Here is a 23006-nt window from a genome sequence, read left to right on the forward strand (position 1 = left end):
AACATTCCGATACCGGAGATGAACACCACCAGGTAGGAGCCGCCGCGGGTGCGGTCCAAGATGACCCGGAGCGGAAGCAGCGCGTGCTCGGTGCGGGTTTGTAGCCAGCCGAACACCGACAGCACCGCGACGCCGGCAACGAGCCAGGTGATGGTGGCCCAATCACCCCAACCAGCGGTTTCCGCGTTGGCGAAGCCGTACACGATGGCGAACAACCCGACGGTCACCGTGAGCACTCCGGGCAGGTCCAGCTTGGGACGGTGCTCGGAACGCGAGCGGTCGAGGAACAACCAGGCGCCGATCATCGCGATTGCCGCGATAGCTAAGTTCACGTACAGGCACCAGCGCCAATCAGCCCATTCGGTAAGCATGCCGCCCAGGAGCAGCCCGAGCGCACCGCCGCCACCGGCGATGGCACCGAAGATGCCGAATGCGCGAGCGCGCTCCTTGGCATCGGTGAAAGTCGTTGTCAGCAAAGACAATGCGGCAGGTGCCAGCAATGCACCAAAGACACCTTGACCCGCACGTGCGGCGACCAACATCTCGAAATTGACTGCGGCACCACCAATCGCGGAGGTGACGGCAAAGCCAGCAAGACCGATCATCAGCGAGGTCCGACGACCCCACAGGTCGGTGAGACGACCACCGAGTAGCAGCAGGCTACCGAAGGCAAGCGCGTACGCGGTGACGATCCATTGCCTGCTGGCGTTGTCGAAGCCGAGGTCGGCTTGTGCGTGCGGAAGCGCGATGTTCACGATGGTCGCGTCGAGCACCACCATCAACTGAGCAAGCGCGAGGACACCGAGGATGACCCAGCGCAGGCGATGCGACCGCTCGGCAGATGCCTCGTTGCCCTTCCCTGTGCCGGCCTCCCCGACGAACTCGGGCTCGAGTTCTTTGGTGAGAGTAGTCATGTGATTCTCCGTGAAGTTGAATTCGGAGGCGCGTCCTCCGCTTACGGGATCCAACGCTAGCACGAACCGGAGATATTTCCTCCACTTGATATGATGTGAACATGACCACAACCGATCAGGCGGCTACGACGCGCCCATTGCGCGCCGACGCCGCACGCAACCGAGCACGCATCATCGACGCCGCACGCGAACTCTTCGCCGAGCGCGGACTAGAGGTAACTCTCGACGACGTCGCAGCGCACGCGGGCGTCGGCGTCGGAACCGTCTATCGACGCTTCGCCAACCGAGAAGAACTCATCGTCGGCGTCTTCGTCGATCACCTGGAGACCATCGCGAACAAGATCAGGACGGCCGTTGCCGACGCGGACCCGTGGGAATCGGTTGTCATTCTGCTCACCACCGTCGGCGACGTCATGGCATCCGACCGCGGTCTGGCGACGGTGCTGACGGCGGTCGACCACACCGCCGAAACGATGCGGACCGCGAAGGCAACGGTCGAGGAATTGGTGACCGAGATCGTCGAAAAAGCTAAGTCCGCCAACGCGATTCGCCCTGAGATCGAGACCGCTGACTTCTTCGGCTTAGTCTGCATGCTGGCCGCCATCGGCGATGCGACACAAGGCACCGACGGCGCGTGGCGGCGTTTTGCCGAGATATTGCTCGACGGTCTACGCGGCGACGGACCGCGCGTGCCGCTGACCACGCCGGCCCTCACCGAGGAGCAAATCCGTCAACTCGACGAGCACAAGATAGAACGACTGCGCCGCCAGTAGGCCTCAGCCCGCGCAGCCAAACTCCGCGTCGGCAGAACGCGAAGCGGCCAGATTGCCGAGTGGAACGTCGAGGACGTCGGCCAATGCCGCGACGGTAAAGAAAGACGGCGTGACCAAGCGGCCAGACTCAATCTTGCGCAGCGTTTCCGGTGAGATACCAGCCGCGCCGGCGACATCGTCGAGCTTGCGGGCACCACGAGCCGCGCGCAGCGCCACTCCGAGGCGTCGACCCGCTGCGATCTGCTCGGGAGTTAACGGCACGCGAACCATAGCGACCACGATAACTCGGGTCGGTATGAAAATACCACCTATCGTGTCGCGCGTGGTATTTTAATACCGATATCTACAGATGGAGGATCTATGGTCGAGCTGAAAACGCCCGCCGAAATCGACGCGATGCACACGACCGGAAAGTTCATCGCCGGCCTACTCGATGACCTAACCGGCCGGGCCGACGTCGGGGTGAACCTACTCCAACTCGAACAGCGCGCACGGGACCTCATCGCGCAGCGCGGAGCGGTCTCCTGTTATATGGACTACGCACCATCGTTCGGTAGCGGCCCGTTTGGCAATGTCATTTGCCTGTCGGTGAATGATGCTGCGCTGCACGGACTTCCGCACGACTACGCACTCCGCGACGGAGACCTTCTCACGATGGATATCGCGGTGTCGATCGACGGATGGGTCGCTGATTCCGCCCGTAGCGTCATCGTCGGGACGCCGGGACCGTCGGATCAACGGCTGATTCGGGCGACCGAGACGGCGCTGGCCGAAGGAATCGCCGCGGCGCGCCCGGGTGGTCACCTCGGCGACATCTCGCATGCGATCGGCGCAGTGGCCAAGAAGTTCGGCTACCGGGTGAACGGCGACTTCGGGGGCCACGGTCTCGGCCGCACGATGCACGAGGATCCGCACGTCGCGAACTCCGGGAAACGAGGACGGGGAATGAAACTATCACCTGGTCTGACGCTCGCACTCGAACCGTGGTTCTGCGCGACCACGGACCGAATCCGGTACGACCCCGACGGCTGGACGCTACGGTCGGCCGACGGCTCGCGCGCCGCCCACAGCGAGCACACCATCGCGGTTACCGAGTCGGGCCCGCTAGTACTCACCGCGTAGCCGAACGAAGGCGGTCACCGCTGGCCGGATGCCCGACGAGGCGGGTTTCACCGCCGTCCGAGTGCCCGGCGAGGCGCCAGCCGAGCCGGGTGTATCGAGACCACGCACACCCAACAACCCTGCCGCACAACGTACTTCGGCTCACCAAGGTCTCGATACACCGGCGAGCTCGCAAGCTCGCACGACGGCACTCGACCAACCACAGCGGCGCGACTCGCTCAGAAGGCCCACTCAACCAACCAAACTAGCGCCGGCCAAGCCGGATTTCACCGCCGGTCGAGTGCCCGGCGAGGCGCCAGCCGAGCCGGGTGTATCGAGACCACGCACACCCAACACCCCTGCCGCACAACGCACTTCACCTCACCAAGGTCTCGATACACCGGCGAGCTCGCAAGCTCGCACGACGGCACTCGACCAACCACAGCGGCTCGACTCGCTCCGCACGACGGCACTCGACCAACCAGACCGGCGCGACCCCGGACCCATTCACTTCTGCTGGCGGCCGCTCAGGACGGTCGCAGCGACTAGCAGCGCGACCTGGATGAAGCCGAAGATTAGCGCCAAGATCGCGCCGACCCCCACTTCCACAAACGGCGGTAACACCATGATTCCCGCCAACAGACCGAGCCATCCGGCCGTAGCGCCAAATGCCAAGAACGGCAACAGATGTCGCCACCGCGGCATCAGCGTGACCCCCGCGCCGACGGCAACTGTTCCCAACAGTAGGAAGAACCAGCCCGGATTAAGCACCATCTCGTAGGACAGGAACGCCGGAACCCCGACGCCCTCAGCCTGTTCCTCCGACCAGTTCCGCAGTTGCCGGTCGACCGTATCGGGCACCACCAGCCAGCTGACCGCACCCATGAAATACGTGACCACACCGAAGAAGATCGATGCCGCCGAGAGCACATTCTCAATACCGACCCGCTCGACGAAACTCGGACCCTGCGGCGCATATTCGTAGGCTCCCGGCCTGTAGGCGCTTGGCTGGCCTGGACCTCCCGTCGGTCCCCAGCCCGGAAACTGAGGACCTGGGGCAGCCTGACCGCCCGGTGCCCACCCGGGTGGCGCCGGAGGATATGGCTGTTGCGCGGGCCCTGGATGCGGCGGACCGGACTGCGGCGGACCGGAATGCGGCGGACCAGGCTGGGGTGGACCGGCCTGGGGTGATTCAGTCGGCGCGGCACTGGGCGTGGTGACCCCCGGCGTCGAGATGACACTAGTCTCGTCGTTTTGGCTATTCTCAGTCGGCTCAGTCATGCCTGATATTCAATCACCGCAAATCGCCGGTTGGCGGCAAAGTTATCGAGACCGGCCGTCAATCAGGACGCGCGTCGGCTCCCAACGCGGCCAACGCCATCGCGGTCAATAGCGGACGGAGGCGAGCCGCGGGGGTGGCCGGCAATCGTGGGGACGAGTTGAGCAATCCGAACATCGCGTGCACCCGTATTCGGGCGTCATCGCGGGACATCGTCGGCAGCAGACCATTACTCACGCATTCCTCGACAACGTCGACCCACCGCTCGACATACCGACGCTGCAACAGCCGCACCCGGTGATTCGCTTCTGGAGTCAGGGAGGAGAGGTCACGGTCCTGCACGACGATCACGTCGGGCTTGGTCACGAGGACTTCAATGTGAAATTCGATCAGCTCGACCAACGTCGCGTAGGGCGGCAACTTTTGGTCGCAAACTTCATTGCCGCCGTCGTAGAGCCGCTCACTGATCTCGAGAAGGAGCGTGTCCAGCACATCGGTTTTCGACGAGAAATGCCGGTACATCGCGGGACCACTGATACCCGCTTGCGCACCGATGTCCTCCAATCGCACTGCGGCAAAACCACGTTGAGCCATCTGGGCCGCAGCCGCGGTCAACAAGTCGGCACGACGAGCCGCCTTTGCCTGGCTGCGACTGGTGGTCGGTGCCCCGGTCGATGAAGAGTCCATAGTGCGTTCTGACCTTACTCGCCGATGCGACAGCTATTGCCTGGTAAATCGCAGCGAGCTGGCGACGTTGTCGGGGTCGGAGGCCGTGATCTCATTTGCCGAGAGCACTACCGACCATCGGTTGTCGGCGCAAGCACCATATGTCACGGTGGCGTCGACGTTGACGGTTTTGCCCGAACGACCAGACTCGACCCAATCCGCGCCACACCGACCGGGGATGTCGATCGTTGCCCGCAGCGGATTACCATTTCCGATGTTGAGTACCGCCTGACGGGTTTCGCCCTTCGCGGACCAGGTGCCGATCCACTGCCCAATCAGTGGATCGGTGGCGACGTCGTCGGAGGTCTCGGACTGCGAGGTGGTGGATTTTTCCGAATCCGCGGGGGCGTTGGCATCGGTGTCGCACGCCGCGATCATCATCGTCGCCGCCGCCAGCACCGCAATCAATACACGCCTTCGCATACCTGCCCCTTCGCCGGATCGATTCAGCGATCCACTTTATCGGACCGCGCGAGTGAGCCGCACCCAGTCACGGGTACTGGCCGGCAATTCGCAGGTGATGCAGTAGACGGTCGGTCAACGCCATCGTCTCCATCTCGGATGAAGTGAACCAGCCAGCGTCCGCGGCATCATCACCCGCGCGCACCTCGCCAGGGTGCGGATCAACTGGCGTCGCGAGAAAATCATGTACTTCGTAGACTCCGCCGGTACCGTCGGGGAGGTCGACAACCCACAGCAGCTCGCCACACGAGACACGTAATCCGGTCTCCTCCAACACTTCCCGGACTACCGCGGTCGCCAGGGATTCACCTTTCTCAACCTTGCCGCCCGGAATCGTCCAGGTCCCGGCTTGGGGCTCATTTCGCCGCAACACCAGTAGGAAGCGCCCGGTTGTATCCTTGATGACCGCCCCGACCGCAACTCGACGTCGGATCTCGCCCCGACCGGTGTGCGTCATAAGCGAATTCTCTTGGCCGGATTCGCCGGATGGTCGCCCTCCAGACGCCGGGTGACCGCGGCAATCACGTCCGGAATCAGTCCACCGCCAGGGCCGACGAGTTCGTCTACAACACCGAGTCTCCGTAGATCACAGGACCAAATATGTTGTGGACCAACGAGTTCCGATGCGTGTTCGGTGTCCCGATACATGATCAGGCTCGCCCCTTCGGGTGGCAGCGGGGACAACCACGCGTCATCGGCCGCGATCACCCAGTCGGCGGGGAATAACGCCAGCGCACCGCCTCCGGTCCCCTGTCCCATCAGCACCGCCACCGTCGGCGACGACGTTGCCAGCAATGCCGACATGCAGGCCGCGATCCGACCGGCCAAGCCACTCTGTTCAGCATCAACCGACAATGCGGCACCGCCTGTATCGATCACGGTGACGAGCGGTAGATTCCATTCCTCGGCAAGGGCAATCCCTCGCTGAGCAAGCGCGAGATCAGCTGGCAGTAGTTGTGTCCCGTGCGCTTCCGCGGCGCGATCTTGCCCGACGACGAGCGCTCGGAACCCGCTGAAATCGGCGAGGACGAGACGTAGCGATCCCGGCGCGGTAATTGTTTCGCTCGGCACGCTGGCCAGCAATTCGCTTAGTCCCGGGCGATCGGCCGAGCGCGTTGCGGCGACTGCGGCCCACGCGTCGGCGACCGGTGGATGCGAATCGTTAACACGCTGCGGCTCAACAGGTTTCACCTGCCCGACGAGATGTGCGAGGAATGACCGCAGCCGATGACCAAGGTCTTCCGGAGCCACCACATCGTCGATCAGCCTGTGCCGCAACAGATTCTCGGCGGTTTGTACATCGCCGGGAAACGGTTGACCACGCAGTCCCTCGTATACCCGCGGCCCCAGAAAGCCGAGCATCGCCCGGGGCTGCGCCCAGGTAACCTGCCCCATCGATCCCCAGGACGCGAATACTCCCCCTGTTGTCGGGTGACGCAGGTAGACCAGGTATGGCAGTCCAGCCGCTCGATGAGCCGCGACCGCCGCGCTGATCGACACCATCTGTAAGAACGCGGGAGTGCCCTCCTGCATACGCGTCCCGCCCGACGCCGGGGCAGCGAGAATCGGCAGGCGCTGCGCGGTCGCGCGACGAATAGCCGCGACAATCCGGCTACCCGACGCCGCGCCGATCGAGCCGCCAAGAAAGCCGAACTCACTGACTATCAACACCGTTCGCTGGTCGCCAACGGTGCCGACCCCGGTAGTCACCGACTCGTCAAGTCCCGTTCGTTCGCGTGCGCGATGCAACGACTCGGCGTAGGCGGCATCAATCGATCCATCGGCAACGGGCGCATCCCACGATTCGAAGACACCCGCGGTGAGCAAGGCGATCAATTCGCTGGCCGTCATGTCGTACACCGTATCGCCCGGGTTCGGTACGCTGTCGGCGATCGAGCTTCATCTGGCTAGGAGTCAAAGTTGGCCTCAACATTCACCGTCGTGCGCTCCACTGTCATCGATGCCGCGCCCGACGCCATTTTCGGCTACCTGGTCGATTTCCACGAGTGGGCCAAGTGGACGCCCTGGGAAGACCCTGAATTGGAAATGACGCGTGAGTATTCGGGGCCCCCTAGCGGGCCGGGCGCCGAGTACAGCTGGGTCGTCGCTGAGAACGGCGCGACCGGATTCATGCGGATGGTCGACGCTCGGTCGCCGCATTCGGGCAAGGTGCACATCGAGTTCCACAAGCCGACAGCAGCTGTCTTGGACCTTTCCTTCCAGCTCACCGCACAAGGCGCGGGCACCGACATCACCTGGACGCTCGTGGGCAAACACAGCATGATGACCCGTGCGGCAGCGGCCACCGGCATGCTCGATAAGATTGCCGGCAAGCAACTCGACCAGGGGTTGGAGCAGTTGAAATCGGTGGTCGAGAGCGGCGCCTGACCTGCTCCGAGAAAGGCCACCCGATGAGCTCTACCTACACAATCACCCGCGATATCGATGTCGTCGCGTCGCCGGCGGATATTCACCCATATCTCACCGACTTTCGCCAATGGGTGCGCTGGTCACCGTGGGAGAACGTCGATCCCGACTTGCAGCGTGAATATTCAGGTGCGGACGGCGGCGTCGGGGCCGAGTACGCCTGGACCGGCAATAAGAAGGCCGGTGCCGGTTCAATGACAATCACCGGCGATACCCCGAACCGTGTCGAGGTTCGGCTCGTGTTCTCACGTCCGATGAAAGCAACGAATGACGTTGTGTTCACACTTGATTCATCCGGCAACACGACCAAGGTCACCTGGTCGATGACGGGAGCGCACACGCTCTTCTCGAGGGTCGGCACCGCGCTGGGCTTCTTCGACAAGGTGCTGGGCAAGGATTTCGACAAAGGGCTTACGGCGTTGAAATCGGTAGCCGAGTCCGCCTGACCGGTACCAGGGCTTAGCGCGAGTACACCACTTTGGTGCGGGCCAGAATGTCGGCGACCGAGCGGCGTCGCGAATCGACTGCGCACCAAGTCAATCCGATGGCGAATCCGACGCAAACCACGCTACGGATCAGCGCCTGGGCTGGTCGCAACTGCTGGCCACGTAATCCGATGACGCGCAGCCCCATCACCGCGCAGCCCGCGGTGCGGCCCGAAATCGCCCAGCAGACAAAGAGATACAAAACCGACAGCGCTAAGAATCCGGTCGTGGTGAGGATTGCCGACATCCACGACCAGTGCGGCGTGAAGTTGATCGCAAGCCGCACCAGCAGCAAACCCAGATAGCACGCGCCCATCAGTGTCGCGACGATCGCCACGTCGATTCCCGCCGCCGCGCCTCGGCTGACGATTCCGGCGGCGCGGTCGGTGTCCTGGATGGCCGAATGATGACTTTCGTTGTGCCCCAGGTCTTTCCGTGTATCCCCTGGGCCTTCAGTCATCGTCGCCCACCGATCGCGGGCGACGCAAGATACGTCCCACAAATTCAGATACCGCGTCGTCGGCACGCTCGCCGCCACTGCGGACATCGGTCATCACCTCGGCGGTCACCGACGTAGACGCGTCGCGAATGATCGCCGGGAGATCGACTCCGTCGATAACCTCGTTTGCGACCCCGATCAGATCTGCCCGACGAATCGCCGCATCGAGATCCACCTGCGCCACAACGGCATCTACGTCGAGCCGACTGACGACCGCCATCAAATCGACGCGTGCCACCGCGGCATCCAGGTCGAGACTGTCGATGACGCGCATCAGATCGACCCGTTCGATGGCGGCGTCGAGATCGACATGGGTGATGAGGTCGTCGAGGTCGACGGTCGCCACCACCGCACCGAGATCGATATTGTCGATCACGAGTCTGGTGAGGTCGATTTCGTCCGCCAAGGCGGCGACGATAGCCCGGATAAGTTGTGCGACAACGTCGTCGATCCCCGCGGACAACCGGCGTCGAAGGCCGGCCAGCACCGATCCGACAACCGGCAGTGACTCGCCCGCGCGCATCGGCGCGGTGAGGATCGCGCCGACCGTCGGCACGACGGAGTCAGACGTCATTAGTCAATCATCGCACGCCACAAGACATATGCACCCAAGACGAGACCCCCGGGTTGAGCGAACTCAATCCGGGGGTCTGGCCTGTGGCGATAAGACTTACAGCGCCTCGAACAACTCTCGCGCCAAGTTGGCGGTCTCGCTCGGCGTCTTGCCGACCTTGACGCCGGCAGCCTCGAGAGCTTCCTTCTTAGCCTGCGCGGTACCCGAACTGCCGGACACGATCGCACCGGCGTGACCCATCGTCTTGCCTTCGGGGGCGGTGAAACCCGCGACATAACCGACGACCGGCTTGGAGACGTTGGCCTTGATGTAATCGGCCGCGCGCTCCTCGGCGTCGCCGCCGATTTCACCGATCATCACGATCAGCTTGGTGTCGGGATCCTTCTCGAATGCCTCGATGGCATCGATATGGGTGGTGCCGATGACCGGGTCGCCGCCGATGCCGATGGCGGTGGAGAAACCGAGGTCGCGGAGCTCGTACATCATCTGGTAGGTCAACGTGCCCGACTTGGACACCAGACCGATCGGCCCATTGCCGGTGATGTTGTTCGGCGTGATGCCGACCAGCGCTTCACCGGGGGTGATGATGCCCGGGCAGTTGGGCCCGATGATCCGGGTCTTGTTGCCCTTGGACACGTTGTATGCCCACGCATATGCGCTGTCCTGCACCGGGATTCCCTCGGTGATGACAACCAGCAGACCAATCTCGGCGTCGATGGCCTCGATGATCGCGTCCTTGGCGAATTTCGGCGGAACAAACGCGATGGACGTGTCCGCACCGGTCTTCTCGATAGCCTCGGCCACCGATCCGAACACGGGCAATTCCACGCCACCGTCATGGCTGACGGTGGTGCCGGCCTTGCGTGCGTTGACACCGCCGACGATGTTGGTTCCCGCTTTGAGCATCAGAGCGGTGTGCTTGGTGCCCTCGCCGCCGGTGATGCCCTGGACGATGACCTTGTTTTCTTTGTTCAGAAAGATCGACATTGTTCTCGCGGCTCCTACTTGTTCGCCAGCTCAGCGGCTTTGTCGGCGCCGGCATCCATGGTCTCCGCCAGGGTCACCAGCGGATGATTGGCGTCGTTGAGGATCTTGCGGCCCTCGTCGACCTTGTTGCCGTCCAGACGCACGACGAGCGGCTTGTTGGCGGAGTCGCCGAGCTTGCCGAGCGCGCCCACAATGCCATTGGCAACTGCGTCACATGCGGTGATACCGCCGAAGACGTTCACGAATACGCTCTTGACCTGCTCGTCGCCCAGAATGACATCGAGCCCGGCAGCCATCACCTCTGCGGAGGCACCGCCACCGATGTCGAGGAAGTTGGCCGGCTTCACACCGCCGTGGTTCTCACCGGCATAGGCGACGACGTCGAGTGTTGACATGACCAGACCCGCGCCATTGCCGATGATGCCGACCGCACCGTCGAGCTTGACGTAGTTGAGGTCGTGCTCCTTGGCCTTGAGCTCAAGCGGATCGGTCGCGTCTTTGTCCTCGAACTCAGCGTGGCCGGGCTGACGGAAGTCAGCGTTGCCGTCGAGGGTGACCTTGCCGTCGAGCGCGAGGATCTGATCGTCGGGCGTGCGGACGAGCGGATTGACCTCGACCAGCAGAGTGTCTTCGGCGACGAAAACTTCCCAGAGCTTCTGGATCGTCACCGCAGCAGCGTCGAGTACCTCTGCGGGGAGGTGTCCCTGTTCGGCAATCGAGCGCGCGGTGGCCAGATCGACGCCTTTCACCGCGTCGACCGAGACCTTCGCAAGACGGTCGGGCTTGGTGGCCGCGACCTCTTCGATTTCCATGCCACCTTCCACCGAGCACATGGCCAGGTAGGTGCGGTTGGCTCGATCGAGCAGGAAGGAAATGTAGTACTCCTCGGCGATGTCGCTGGCTTCAGCGACGAGGAGTTTTTTCACGATGTGGCCCTTGATATCAAGGCCCAGGATGTTTTCAGCGTGGGTCTGCGCGTCGTCAGGGGTTGCGGCGAACTTGACGCCGCCTGCCTTACCACGCCCGCCGACCTTGACCTGTGCCTTGATCATCACGGGCTTGCCGATTTCTTCGGCGATAGCCCGCGCATCGGCGGCATTGTCGGTCACCCGGCCGGGTGTGGTGGGTACCCCATGCTTGGCGAACAGTTCCTTCGCCTGGTATTCGAAGAGATCCATTCAGCTCACCATCTCGTAGGTTTGCCGCCCGGTTGGGTGTAACGGGGGCCATATCGGACTTTAACCCTGTCGAATTTCGAGGTTGAGGGCACCTCCCGGGTTGTGCGCCAGGTCACTCGCTACTTGTGAGTAGCCCCGAATCGACGTCCGGTTTGCGGCAATTGGCACCAGGAGATGTTCCGTGTTTAGGTGGTGAGCGGCGCACAGCGATCGTCGGTTGGCGTGTGAGGTGAATCACTGCAATACGCGCAAACCGCGCCGAACGTTGGACTTGCCGCAATCATTTCGTTACCGTCGTAGCGGTAAGTCACGAAACGGTTACAGCTGCCGCCGTATATTTCCGTGACTCGAAGCGTTAAGAGAGTCGGCAGCCGACGTGCGAAAGGAAGAGTGCAGAGCCTTGCCACTACGCGAAGACGCACGTTCGGCGACTCGAAACCCCCGCACCGGCGGGTTTGCCCAAATCTCCGGCAACGAGGTCACCACGATCATTCCGGTTGACGAATACGACCCGGAATTCGCCGATCTTCAGTACTCGCGCTGGGAGCAGGCGAACGCCCCCTACGCCACCGTTATCGATGCGGCCGCTCTTACTCGTGGGGGCACCCGCCCGACGACGTCGGAGATCACTCAGGACATCCTGATCCCCGAGAGCGAGTTCTCCGACGACCTCGCCACCGCGACGCACCGCGGATCCCTACGCACCACCCATGACATCCCCGAAATTCCATCGACCTACGAGGACGACAGCGATTTCCGGGAAGTCGGCTTCGAGGAAGTCGACACCCCCAGGCCGTTCCGCACCAAGTCGCCGTCGCCGCGTCGCGGAGGTGGCAAGCACCGCATCACCGCGCCACCGACCTCACTCAAGGGCGGGCGCGCGGCACTGGTGGCGATCGCCGCCGGCGCAGCCGTTGCGGCAGCGACTCAGATTGTCGCCACCAACGACGACGACGCGCCTAGCCCAGCTTCGGCCCCGGTCGACCCGGCCTCCACGGTTGCCGATACCGGGCCAGGTGTAGCACCAGCGGCATCGGGCTCGGACATGAGCAACTTCACCGATCAACTCGGAGTGGGCAAGACTCTGGCCGCTGCCCAGCAGGCTGCGGAGAATCTCGCTCGTCGGCCGATGTTCGCTACGCCGATTCCTCTTGGGATCTACCAGTTCACATCTTGCTTCTGCGACCGCTGGGGTTCGTTCCACGGCGGCATCGACATGGCTGCCCCGCTCGGCACCCCGATCCACGCGGCTACCGACGGCGTCGTGATCGAAGCGGGTCCGGCGTCGGGCTACGGCAACTGGGTTCAGGTCAAGGCTGCCGATGGCACCGTCACGATGTACGGCCACATGGCGTCGTCGGGCGTGCTGGTGCAGAAGGGGCAGCGGGTGACCGCCGGGGACGTCATCGCACTTGTTGGTAGCGAAGGCTTCTCGACCGGCCCGCACTTGCATTTCGAAGTCTGGAAGAACGGCACCACCAAGATCGACCCGATGCCGTGGCTCGCGCAGCACGGCGTGCGTCTGTCGAACTACACGGGCTAGCTACGCCGGCGGCCGGATGGCGGGCGCGCTACTTCTTCGCTGGTCGAGTGCCGAGGAGCGCTACCTTTTCCGCCGGTCGAGTGCCGAGGAACGCTACCTTTTCCGCTGGTCGAGTGCCGAGGAGCGCTAGCGACGAGGTGTATCGAGACCCCGCAACCAGGTCTCCAAAAGCACTGCCCCACAACAGTTTTCGACACAATCTCACTAGGTCTCGATACACCGACTCGCAAGCTCGTCGGCACTCGACCAACCGACGGGTCCAGCCGCAAGGCTCGTCGACACTCGACCAACCGACGGGTCCAGCCGCAAGGCTCGTCGGCACTCGACCAACCGAATGGGCCACCGACCGCAGTTCTACAACTTCTCTCCCGGCAATCCGCCCAGCGTCATAAACGTCATCCGGCCGATCTTTCCGCCGAAATCGAAGGTGATTCTCTCGGTGCTGCCGCTGCCCTCTTTCGCGACCGCCTTGCCCATCCCGTATTTCGGATGGTTCATCCGCTCACCGATGTCATAGTTGACCTGCTTGTTCCGACCGCGCGCCGGGTCGGTCGAGTACGACGACCTTCCCCGGCCGGAACCGAAACCACCTGAGACAGAACCGAATTCGGTTGATCCATGCCCGAACGCGCCGCCCGACGATCCGTATCCACGACCGGAGGAGCGTCGCGGTTCAGTGCGCCGCCAGTCCAGCAGATGTTGTGGAATCTCCTGCAGAAAGCGGGATTCTGGATTCGATACCGGCTGTCCCCACGACGCCCGCATCACCGACCGGGTCAAATACAGACGTTCCTTGGCCCTCGTAATGCCGACGTACGCGAGGCGTCGTTCTTCATTGAGTTCAGCCGGATCGCCCAGTGCACGCAAATGCGGGAAATGCCCATCCTCCCAACCGGTTACGAAGACGACCGGAAACTCCAAACCCTTCGCGGTATGCAGCGTCATCAGCGTCACGACACCGGCTCCCTCGTCGGGCACCTGATCGGCATCGGCAACGAGCGCGACCTTCTCCAAGAACGCGGCCAGCGAGCCGGGCTCCGGTTCACCATCGTTGGCTTCGGCCCCGACGACGACACCGGCATCCAGATCGTCATCATCGTCATCGATGGTCGCGGCATCGGTCGCTTCCATGCTGAAATCACGTGCCACAGCGACTAATTCGTTGAGATTGTCGAGCCGGGCGGCGTCCTGCGGGTCACTGGACCCTTCCAGTTCCCGCCGATAGCCGCTGCGCTCGACGATGGCGTCGACGAGTTCACCGATGTCTGGACCGTCGGCGGTCGCGTCCATAATCGCGACGTCGGAGTCGGGGCCATCGGCACTGCCGTAGGTCGCCAGAAAATCGTTGCGCAGCCCTTCGATCAATTCCACAAAGGCCGCAATCGATCGGACGCCACCCTTGTTGAGCATCGCGACCTTGTCGTCGGCCGCATCCAGCAAAGCTTGGTAGAACGTGATCCCGAGATTCTCCGCATGCACTGCGACGACGGCTTCGGAGCGATCACCGATGCCGCGTCGCGGTGTATTGAGGACACGGCGGACGCTGACGGCGTCGTCGGGATTGGCGACCACACGCAGGTAGGCGATGATGTCGCGGACTTCCTTACGCTCGTAGAAGCGGGTGCCGCCGACAACCTTGTACGGAATCCCGTGTCGCACAAAGACTTCTTCGATGGCGCGCGAGCCGGTGTTCGTGCGGTAGAAGATCGCGATATCGGAGTACTTGTGACTCGACGAGCCGCCGATCGTGTAGTCGGTGAGCCGTTCCACCTCGGTGGCGATGAAATTCGATTCGTCGCGATCGGAGTCGGCGACGTAACCGACGATGAGTTCGCCGTCGCCCGAATCGGTCCAGAGCTTCTTCTCCCGACGTCCGGAATTGCGCGAGATCACCGCGTTGGCCGCCGACAGAATCGTCTGCGTCGAACGGTAATTCTGTTCCAGCAGAATGGTTTCCGCGTTTGTGAAATCTCGCTCGAACTCTTCGATGTTGCGGATGGTTGCGCCACGGAAGGCGTAGATCGACTGATCCGCGTCACCGACGACGCACAGCTCCGATGGCGTCAGTCCGTCCGCGGTGGTCTTCTCCCCGACCAGTTCGCGCACCAGCATGTACTGAGCGTGGTTGGTGTCCTGATATTCGTCGACGAGGACATGACGAAACCGCCGGCGGTAATACTCGGCGACGGCGGGGTGACCACGAAGTAGCTCGACCGTCTCGCCGATGAGGTCGTCGAAGTCGAAGGCGTTGGCCTCCCGCAGACGACGCTGGTAGATGCGATAGATCTCGGCGATCTGCTTAGCCGTCGGATCACCATCGGCGGTGTCTGCGATCGCGGCCTCTGGACCGACAAGTTCATTCTTGTAGTTGGAGATCACCACCCCCACACCGCGGGGAGCAAACTTCTTGACGTCAAGGTCTAGGTCGCGAACGATCATGCCAAGCAGGCGGCGCGAGTCGTCGGCGTCATAGATGGAGAAGTTGGAGTTCATCCCGGTCAGCAGCGCCGACTGAGCCCGCAGAATACGCACGCATGTCGAGTGAAAAGTCGACACCCACATGAAATTGGCCCGCGGGCCAACCAAGCCAATGACGCGTTCCCGCATCTCGGCGGCAGCTTTATTGGTGAAGGTGATCGCAAGCACCTGACCGGGCGACACGTCACGAGCCGCAAGCAGATAAGCGATTCGCCTGGTCAGAACGGCTGTCTTTCCCGACCCGGCGCCCGCCACGATCAGCAGTGGTGGCCCACTATGCAGTACCGCGGCACGCTGCTGCGGGTTGAGTCCGTCGAGTAGTTCGGCGACGCGATCGGTGGCAATGGGATCAGTGGCTTGTGCTGTCATATCGGTTGTCAAGGCTACTCCGAGGGCCTGACATCAACGGCGGACCACGCACCGGTAACTCCTCCGCAAACCCGACCCGCGCGGACATTCCCGATCCGGAAAGGGGGTCGGGAATGTCCGCCGAGGTCGGGTTTGCGGTAGGGAGCGGATGCCGGCTGCCGCGCGGCGCATCGTTCGCGCAACTGACTAAGTCGCCGGTCATCGGGTATCCGGGCCAGTCAGCAGGATACGATATGCCTCAATTGTGTTCGGGGGTTTGTGACCCTCGACGGGCGATCACAAGACGATCGAGAGGCAATGGATTAGCATGACAAATTTTCCACCGGGACCGGTTCCGGCCGGACCAGCCCCATTCACACCGGTGTCGGCGACCAAGAAGAGCAAGTTGCCGCTGATCACACTGGTCATCGGGGCCCTCCTGCTGGTGGTGGCGCTTGTCTTTTCCTTCTATCCGTTCGCTCGTTCAGCCGACGGTGGCCCGACCTCGGCATTCCGCGCCCAGCAAGAACTGGACAAAGTGGTGTTCGGATTCGCGCAGAGCACCGGGGCCAAGTACACCGGGTCAATCACCTACAGCTTCGTCAATTCTCCAAACACTCCCGAACGCACGATCAACTTCAAGAACCTGGTCGTCGCCAGCAACAACAACGCCGAAGGCGGCTTGTCTATCGACGGAGTCGAGGCACAATATCGGCAGCTCGGCAACGACGTATACGCCAATGGCAGCAAAACGTTCTGGACGAAGCTCATGCCCTCGGTGCCGGAGACTCTCGACCTCGACTCGGCTGCGTCGAAATGGGTCGCCGCCGACAGCACTGGCCTGCTGTGGCTCGGCTTTCTCGCACCTCGCCGATTTGCCGGCCGCCTCGCCATAGGTGATACCTCGAAGAATATCGCGCTCGGCCAGGAACTGGAGAGCCCTAATAAGGGGCTGCCGGATGCTCGATTCTGGCCGACGTCGGATCCGACAATAAAGAAGACCGATAACAGCATTACGGCCGGCACTATGACCACTACCTTCGATCCGGAAACCAAAGCGATAACTCACATTAAGGGAAGTGGCGTTTCTCAGGGCACCACTAAATACAAGATCGACGCCTCGGTAGCTCCAGTGACCGAGAACGACCTCAGTAAATTATTCGCGAACGAGCGATCATTCGCACCTGAACTGACTGCGGTACCAGCGCTCGGCCTCCGGCCCCAGACTCCTATGTTCAAGAAGGTCGACGGCGGTCAATGTACGCCGGCTCGATGCGAGTTCATCTACGACGTACAAGGCAAGTTGACAACGACTCGCTCACTAACCGGCTACTTCAACTACGGCGTGACTGGTACTTTCACCGCCAACAACGCGCCGGTCGGCGGAACCTGCAACAAGGTCGTCCGAGTCAATTTCAACACCACCGGCCGCGTGCAGTGTGACGCGGTAAATCTCGGCAACTTACCCAATGGCACATCTATTCGACCAAAATTTGAGAGCAAGTACCTGCCGTTTATAACTAGCTCCGCCGCCGATATTAGTCGGATCATCGACAATAACGAGAAGTCGGTAAAGAAAGAATTGAAATTCGCCCGTACCGGTTCAAAACGTTCAGGCGGGCCGACCACCTACAATTCGCAAGTTACCGACATGCCGTCCGCGTACGTCGTAGAACAGGGCGGCTATCAATTCGACGGGTTCGGGCCCTCTGGTTCATTCCTGGTGTCGTTCTCACCCGGCTACGACCAACACGTTAACGGCGGTGTGTTCGATCCGTCCTGGGCGGGTACCACAAAGTTGCGCGAGCAGGCCGCTCAACAGGTTAAAGCCGCCGCCGGTACCGAAGTCGTGTGGGTAATGGCCGAACAGAACGCGGCGGTCGCTGCGCGCGCTCTACTTGCCAGTGCCGGAATCACCAGCAGCCAGATCGTGGTAATCAATATCGCTGCTGACTAGCGCGTACTCGACTGAATCGCGACTCGCCCGCACCCGTGGCGTGCGGGCGAGTCGCGTCAGCCCTAACCCAACAACTTCGCCTCGGCAACCTCGCCGACCCGGCCCGCGCCAGTGTGTAATTTAAGACCCGCTGTGCGGGGCGACAATTGGAGCGCCGACCCATGCCCGTCGAGCTGCACGTACACAACGTGCAGGCCAGCATCGACGAGGAATCGCACCGGAGCGCCGTCCCCGAGTCGCAGTTCTGCCACTCCCGCGGTATTCGCGCAGTAGCTCAGAGCGACGGTCCAGCGCCACGCGACGAGCGGTCCGTCGAGCCGAATCTGGCTGGGCGCCTGTATCTCTGGACGTCGACAGGTACCCGCCCCCGCCTCGAATGATCGTGCCGAAGTGACGCCTCCTGGCGCGAGTCGCCCCCGGGTGTCGAGAACTTTGAGATTCGACGTCGACGTCACTATGGTCGGCCCGTTTGGCAGACCGCCAAAAACCCGGCTGATCTGGTTCGCCGGAAAGGTCACGGGCAGAAGCACTTCCAGCGGGACAGCCTGGTCGAACATGGCGACGTCGGGATTCGCGTCGAAGGCCGCACGACCATTGGCCAGGTAAGCGGCAGTCGGATTGTCGTGCCACGCGCGGGCGAAGGTCGCGGTTGTCCATAGGGACGAGATACCCAGTACCGCAACACCTATCGCCGCTGCCCAGGCCGGCGCCGACGATAATCGCGAGGGCGATTGCGACCGGACCCGCAGCGGCGATGTCGCCACTAGCACGGCTGCCACGGCCAGGACCAACGCGGCGTCAGGCAGATAACGAAGTGTTTCGGCGAGTTCTAGCGCCGTGGTTACCGCCGACCTATTCCACATCACCGGCAGCTGTGCGCCAACCACATACAGTGCGGCACAAACGAATACGGCGAGCGCTCCGCGGTACCGCACTACCGCGAACACCCCGACGGCTACCACCGCGGCCCAGCCAACTCCCACGGCCCATAGTGGAGCATCGGCCATCGGCGGCGACGGATTCCATCGCTCCCACTGCCACGGGCCGCCGATGAAGGCCGGCACAATCGCATTGTTCACCGATCGCCACATCAACTTGGCGGTCTGCGTCAACGAATGATTCCCCGACGTGCCATCGGTCACCGACAGAAAGATCACCGCCCACACCACGGTCAGCACCGCCAGCACGGCCCACAGAGCTCGCGCCCGGGTGAAGGCGACGGTGAGCGGCGTTGTCGGTACAGCGACACGATCGCCAATGGCCGCAGCGGTATTCGTCGTTGTGGGCAGCCTCCACCGCACCCACAATGCCGCGACGCCGAATGCGACCGGCGCGATGAACAACGCCTTCTCGAAGAACATCAGCCCGACGAGCAAGATCACCGCCGAACGCACCACGATGATCCGTCGTCGACGGTCGTCCAGATCACCGGCGCACAACAGCAACGCGTCACCGATGATCCACGCCATCGCGGCCTGCAACGGCAGCGAGTTGAGCCCAGCCGACCACCAGACAAACGCCGGCACTGTCATCGGCGAGAAGAGGTAGAACGCGAACGCGACAAGCACCACGACCTGCCGACGATTCCCGCCGGTAGTGCTATCGGAACTCGGGCGTGAATCCGAGCTCCCCAATCCGCCCACGATCCACAGCAAGCGCCACACCGCTGCGGCCGCGACCGTCGAAGACACCACCAGGGTCACCGCGGGTACCACCCATTGCAGCGGCGCGATCGCGTTCGCGACGCCCGCCACGAAGAACGCTGCCGGCATAAAATGTCCGTCATGGTTCTGGGTCAGGTAGTCCAGGCTAAAAATCGAACTCGACGACGCCTGACCAGCGATGATGAGGTCATCCCAGTAAAAGTTCCCGCTTACCGCCAAGGAAATCCGTACCCCGACCTGGATGAGCATAAGCGCGAGACCCAGGGCGACAACCAGAGTGGTTCGCTGCGCTCGTATCACTCGACGCATGGTAGTTGACGCCCGCTTCCACACGCGGGTGACGCGGGGCGTGGCAAAATCGAGAGTCGTGACCGATCCACAGCCCCCAGATGCTCAGCCCTCGATCGACCTGTCGAAATACGACCTAGACGACGACGTTTCCGCCCTACCCGACGACATCGACGCACTCCGATTGGAGATCGACCGCCTCGATGCGGTGATCCTCGGCGCCATCAAGCGTCGCTCAGCCGTCTCCAAGAAGATTGGCAAAGCGCGTATGGCGTCGGGTGGCCCACGGTTGGTCCACAGCCGTGAGGTCAAGGTTCTCGATCGGTTCGCCGAACTCGGCCAAGAAGGCCATACGCTGGCGATGCTGCTGCTGCGGCTCGGGCGAGGACCATTGGGACGCTGAATCCACGTCGGTCTGCCAGCCCACAAACCGACTCCCTGATCGCGGCAGAGGCGCCGACCACATAGGGTGGCAAACATGAGCCTGGACTCACACGATGCCGACACCGCCCACGTCGATCTGGACATTACCTCGACTCAATCGTGGCAAGCACTCGCCGCACATCAGCCGCATGTGTACGCGATGCATCTGCGCGAGGTTTTCGCGATGGACCCGCAGCGCGGGGTCGACCTCACCGTCGATGTCGCGGATCTGCATATCGACTACTCGAAGCACCGAGTGGTACGCGAGACGTTGGAACTGCTCTTCAGCCTCGCACGCGAGGTCGGCGTCGAGGATAAGCGCGACGCGATGTTCGCCGGCGAGCACATCAACACGTCCGAGGACCGCGCGGTCCTGCACACCGCGTTGCGGTTGCCCGACGACGCGAAACTCGTCGTCGACGGACAGGACGTTGTTGCCGATGTCCACCGGGTCCTGCGCGACATGGGCGAGTTCACCGATCGGCTGCGTAGCGGTGAGTGGACCGGCTTCACCGGTAAAGCGATAACCGACGTGGTCAACATCGGCATCGGCGGCTCTGATCTCGGACCCGACATGGTGTACCGCGCTCTGCGTCACTACGCGAACGGCCCGCGCTGCCATTTCGTGTCGAATGTCGATCCCGCCGATATCGTGTCCGTCTTGGACGAACTCGACGCGGAGACAACACTTTTCATCATCGCGTCGAAGACGTTCTCGACACTGGAAACGTTGACTAACGCGGCAGCCGCGCGAACATGGTTGTGGGACAAGCTCAATGCACCCGACAACACCGACGCCGTCGCGAAACACTTTGTGGCAGTGAGCACCAACGCCGAACTTGTCTCGGAGTTCGGTATCGACACCAAGAATATGTTCGGCTTCTGGGACTGGGTGGGTGGCCGTTACTCGGTGGATTCGGCAATCGGACTGTCGGTGATGGCAGCCATCGGCAAAGAAGGGTTCGCGGAATTCCTCGACGGCTTCCACCAGGTCGACGAACACTTCCGTACCGAACCGCTCGAGTCCAACGCGCCGGCTATCTTGGCGCTGATCGGCTTGTGGTACAACAACTTCTGGGATGTCGCATCACGGGCGGTACTCCCCTATTCCAACGACATGATGCGGTTCGCGGCATATCTGCAGCAGCTCACGATGGAATCGAACGGCAAATCCGTTGGTATCTATGGGCATCACGAGATCACCGAAACCGGTGAGGTGTTCTGGGGCGAGCCCGGCACCAACGGTCAGCACGCTTTCTATCAACTGCTCCATCAGGGCACCCGGATGATTCCCGCCGACTTCATCGGCTTCGCGCAGCCGACCGACGACTTGCCTATCTCGGCAGATGGCACCGGTTCTATGCACGACCTGCTGATGAGCAACTTCTTCGCGCAGACGAAGGTGCTGGCCTTCGGCAAGACGGCCGACGAGATCGCCGACGAAGGGGTCGACCCGCATGTGGTGGCACACAAGGTGATGCCCGGCAACCGGCCGTCCACATCGATTCTCGCGCCCAAACTGACACCGTCGGTCATCGGCCAGCTCATTGCCTTATACGAGCATCAGGTGTTCGTCAGCGGGGTCATCTGGGGTATTAACTCCTTCGACCAGTGGGGCGTCGAATTGGGTAAGGCGCAGGCGAAGGAGTTGCTCGGTGTGATCACTGAGTCAGACTCACCAGTGTCGCAGGGCGATTCGTCGACCGATGAACTGGTGCGCTGGTATCGCGGCGAACGCGGCCGCGCGCGGTGATCTGCGACGACGCCCGGTAACCTTAGCCGAATGAAGCCACGCTCTCGTTGGGTCCGGATCGCCGCCGCAGGCGGCGTCGGTGTAGCGGTTCTCGCCGCGACGTCGGCTTGCACGCTCGACAAGGACACTGGTCCGACGACGAGTTCGGTCGCGACGTCGGCGAACGTGAAGGTCCCAACGGCACCCGCTACGCGTACCGCACCCGGAACTCAATTGCGTTGGGGTCAAAGCGCTTTCCTGCCAGCGCGAACCTTCCATCCGACAACGGGTCTGGCGATGTACACGGTCACCGGGATCAACCCCGCGTCGAACGTACCGGACTCGATTACCAAAGACGGCAAGGCGTACTACGTCTACCTCACGGTGACGTCCCTGGACCAAAAGCTCACGGACGCACCCGATTTCAATGGTTTAGCCGGCTCTGCGGATGGGAAGTCGGCCGCGTTGATGGTCACACCACCGTCGGACAATAAGGACTGCACCGCGCCGACGCCGCCGGAGAAGATGAAGGCGGGCGAGTCGTATTCGACGTGCCAACTCGCTGTCGTCGACGCGGACCAAACGGTGACGTCGGTGGTGTATTGGGCGAATACGACAAGCGATCCGGCGCTGAACTACGAGCAGTCGCCAGTGGTGTGGGGAAGCCCGCCGCCGACCAGCAGTTCGGCTGTGCCGACTCCATCCGCTGGCTAGGGCGCTACTCGAACCCTGGATGCCATTTAGGGCTCAACCGAACGGTTTCCACCATTGTCGCGAACGTCTCGAGGACTCGCTCGAACGCCGGTGGTGGGGCGGTAAGTTGCAGTTCGAGCTGAACTGGAGCTTCGGCGCTGGTGAATGGCAGCTCGTCGAAGAACATGACGACCTGAGACACCAGGAATTCCCCGACCCGCGATGTCTGGGATCCGAATGCATCAGCAATGGTGCGATCGACCAATTCGTCGACCGCCAATCTGTCATACGCGGCGCGCAACGCAACCTCGGGTTCGATTGCGGTCACATGCTGTTCGCGCAGTTCGATACGAGTCGACGGTTCTTCGGGATTGATCAGCCCGATATGGATGAATCCGACCGAGCGTCGGGCGGTGGGTTCATCGATCTCCCAGGGCTGCGGAAGGTCGAAGGTAAATGCTGGAAGCACGGATCT

General features: G+C 62.4%; 23 protein-coding genes. 9 read left to right on the forward strand and 14 right to left on the reverse strand.

Annotation, left to right across the window (positions count from 1 at the left end; translation table 11 throughout):
* A partial coding sequence (locus GOEFS_RS12565; protein WP_040525064.1) for an MFS transporter occupies window positions 1-914 on the reverse strand: 914 nt, incomplete at its 3' end.
* 101 nt (window positions 915-1015) lie between these two features.
* On the opposite strand from GOEFS_RS12565, the gene GOEFS_RS12570 reads away from it, so the two are divergent.
* Complete coding sequence (locus GOEFS_RS12570) at window positions 1016-1687, forward strand: TetR/AcrR family transcriptional regulator (RefSeq protein ID WP_007318294.1); 672 nt, start codon at window positions 1016-1018, stop codon at window positions 1685-1687.
* 3 nt (window positions 1688-1690) lie between these two features.
* Here GOEFS_RS12570 and GOEFS_RS12575 read toward each other — a convergent pair whose 3' ends face one another.
* Window positions 1691-1957 (reverse strand): helix-turn-helix domain-containing protein, encoded by a 267-nt coding sequence (locus tag GOEFS_RS12575; protein ID WP_040525065.1) that lies wholly within the window; start codon window positions 1955-1957, stop codon window positions 1691-1693.
* Between the two features lie 90 nt (window positions 1958-2047).
* Between GOEFS_RS12575 and map the strand changes: the two genes are divergently transcribed.
* The gene (gene map / locus GOEFS_RS12580) at window positions 2048-2809 is read left to right on the forward strand and encodes a type I methionyl aminopeptidase (RefSeq protein WP_007318296.1); all 762 of its coding nucleotides are present in this window, start codon (window positions 2048-2050) and stop codon (window positions 2807-2809) included.
* 486 nt (window positions 2810-3295) lie between these two features.
* Here the strand turns inward: map and GOEFS_RS23245 are convergent, their stop codons facing one another.
* The 5 genes from GOEFS_RS23245 to GOEFS_RS12610 all read right to left on the reverse strand — a co-directional run bounded on the left by GOEFS_RS23245 (window position 3296) and on the right by GOEFS_RS12610 (window position 7106).
* Entirely contained in the window at window positions 3296-4069 is a 774-nt protein-coding gene (locus GOEFS_RS23245) for a DUF5336 domain-containing protein (protein ID WP_138918000.1), read from the reverse strand.
* A gap of 58 nt (window positions 4070-4127) precedes the next feature.
* Window positions 4128-4754, reverse strand: coding sequence for a TetR/AcrR family transcriptional regulator (locus GOEFS_RS12595; RefSeq protein ID WP_007318299.1), 627 nt, complete (start codon window positions 4752-4754; stop codon window positions 4128-4130).
* A 33-nt stretch (window positions 4755-4787) separates the two neighbouring features.
* Entirely contained in the window at window positions 4788-5216 is a 429-nt protein-coding gene (locus GOEFS_RS12600; protein WP_007318300.1) for a hypothetical protein, read from the reverse strand.
* A gap of 67 nt (window positions 5217-5283) precedes the next feature.
* On the reverse strand, window positions 5284-5712 hold the full coding sequence (locus GOEFS_RS12605; RefSeq protein ID WP_007318301.1) for an NUDIX hydrolase: 429 nt from the start codon (window positions 5710-5712) through the stop codon (window positions 5284-5286).
* Window positions 5709-7106, reverse strand: coding sequence for a carboxyl transferase domain-containing protein (locus tag GOEFS_RS12610; protein WP_040525071.1), 1398 nt, complete (start codon window positions 7104-7106; stop codon window positions 5709-5711). The genes GOEFS_RS12605 and GOEFS_RS12610 overlap by 4 nt, the downstream gene beginning before the upstream one ends.
* Before the next feature lie 69 nt (window positions 7107-7175).
* Here GOEFS_RS12610 and GOEFS_RS12615 point away from each other — a divergent pair, with 69 nt between their 5' ends.
* Together GOEFS_RS12615 and GOEFS_RS12620 are read left to right on the forward strand one after the other, a co-directional pair.
* A complete protein-coding gene (locus tag GOEFS_RS12615) occupies window positions 7176-7643 on the forward strand; it encodes an SRPBCC family protein (protein ID WP_007318303.1) in 468 nt (155 codons plus the stop codon).
* A 23-nt stretch (window positions 7644-7666) separates the two neighbouring features.
* Window positions 7667-8128 carry an SRPBCC family protein gene (locus tag GOEFS_RS12620; RefSeq protein WP_007318304.1) on the forward strand — a complete coding sequence of 154 codons (462 nt, stop codon included), beginning with the start codon at window positions 7667-7669 and terminating at the stop codon, window positions 8126-8128.
* Between the two features lie 13 nt (window positions 8129-8141).
* Here GOEFS_RS12620 and GOEFS_RS12625 read toward each other — a convergent pair whose 3' ends face one another.
* The 4 genes from GOEFS_RS12625 to sucC all read right to left on the reverse strand — a co-directional run bounded on the left by GOEFS_RS12625 (window position 8142) and on the right by sucC (window position 11405).
* Window positions 8142-8627 carry an RDD family protein gene (locus GOEFS_RS12625; protein WP_007318305.1) on the reverse strand — a complete coding sequence of 162 codons (486 nt, stop codon included), beginning with the start codon at window positions 8625-8627 and terminating at the stop codon, window positions 8142-8144.
* Entirely contained in the window at window positions 8620-9240 is a 621-nt protein-coding gene (locus GOEFS_RS12630) for a hypothetical protein (protein ID WP_007318306.1), read from the reverse strand. Before GOEFS_RS12630 ends, GOEFS_RS12625 begins: the two co-directional genes overlap by 8 nt.
* 96 nt (window positions 9241-9336) lie before the next feature.
* Window positions 9337-10227, reverse strand: coding sequence for a succinate--CoA ligase subunit alpha (gene sucD, locus GOEFS_RS12635; RefSeq protein WP_007318307.1), 891 nt, complete (start codon window positions 10225-10227; stop codon window positions 9337-9339).
* Window positions 10228-10241: 14 nt separating this feature from the next.
* Window positions 10242-11405, reverse strand: a complete 1164-nt coding sequence (gene sucC, locus GOEFS_RS12640) for an ADP-forming succinate--CoA ligase subunit beta (protein ID WP_007318308.1) — start codon at window positions 11403-11405, stop codon at window positions 10242-10244.
* Between the two features lie 400 nt (window positions 11406-11805).
* Between sucC and GOEFS_RS12645 the strand changes: the two genes are divergently transcribed.
* Window positions 11806-12948, forward strand: a complete 1143-nt coding sequence (locus tag GOEFS_RS12645) for a M23 family metallopeptidase (RefSeq protein ID WP_040525067.1) — start codon at window positions 11806-11808, stop codon at window positions 12946-12948.
* 354 nt (window positions 12949-13302) lie between these two features.
* Here GOEFS_RS12645 and GOEFS_RS12650 read toward each other — a convergent pair whose 3' ends face one another.
* Window positions 13303-15795: a UvrD-helicase domain-containing protein gene (locus GOEFS_RS12650; protein WP_040525069.1), complete on the reverse strand. Its 2493-nt coding sequence runs from the start codon at window positions 15793-15795 to the stop codon at window positions 13303-13305.
* Between the two features lie 307 nt (window positions 15796-16102).
* On the opposite strand from GOEFS_RS12650, the gene GOEFS_RS12655 reads away from it, so the two are divergent.
* The gene (locus GOEFS_RS12655; RefSeq protein WP_007318311.1) at window positions 16103-17731 is read left to right on the forward strand and encodes a Tox-REase-5 domain-containing protein; all 1629 of its coding nucleotides are present in this window, start codon (window positions 16103-16105) and stop codon (window positions 17729-17731) included.
* 62 nt (window positions 17732-17793) lie between these two features.
* On the opposite strand, the gene GOEFS_RS12660 is transcribed toward GOEFS_RS12655, so the two are convergent.
* Complete coding sequence (locus GOEFS_RS12660) at window positions 17794-19704, reverse strand: hypothetical protein (protein ID WP_007318312.1); 1911 nt, start codon at window positions 19702-19704, stop codon at window positions 17794-17796.
* A 58-nt stretch (window positions 19705-19762) separates the two neighbouring features.
* Here GOEFS_RS12660 and GOEFS_RS12665 point away from each other — a divergent pair, with 58 nt between their 5' ends.
* The 3 genes from GOEFS_RS12665 (at window position 19763) to GOEFS_RS12675 (ending at window position 22552) form a co-directional block, all read left to right on the forward strand.
* Window positions 19763-20086: a chorismate mutase gene (locus tag GOEFS_RS12665; RefSeq protein WP_007318313.1), complete on the forward strand. Its 324-nt coding sequence runs from the start codon at window positions 19763-19765 to the stop codon at window positions 20084-20086.
* 75 nt (window positions 20087-20161) lie between these two features.
* Complete coding sequence (pgi, locus tag GOEFS_RS12670) at window positions 20162-21859, forward strand: glucose-6-phosphate isomerase (protein WP_007318314.1); 1698 nt, start codon at window positions 20162-20164, stop codon at window positions 21857-21859.
* A 30-nt stretch (window positions 21860-21889) separates the two neighbouring features.
* Complete coding sequence (locus tag GOEFS_RS12675) at window positions 21890-22552, forward strand: hypothetical protein (protein ID WP_040525070.1); 663 nt, start codon at window positions 21890-21892, stop codon at window positions 22550-22552.
* Between the two features lie 4 nt (window positions 22553-22556).
* Here GOEFS_RS12675 and GOEFS_RS23455 read toward each other — a convergent pair.
* Window positions 22557-23006, reverse strand: a 450-nt coding sequence (locus GOEFS_RS23455; RefSeq protein ID WP_170323172.1) for a hypothetical protein, incomplete at its 5' end; no start/stop codon positions are given.

It is taken from the genome of Gordonia effusa NBRC 100432 (assembly GCF_000241305.1).
Taxonomy (GTDB): Bacteria; Actinomycetota; Actinomycetes; order Mycobacteriales; family Mycobacteriaceae; genus Gordonia; species Gordonia effusa.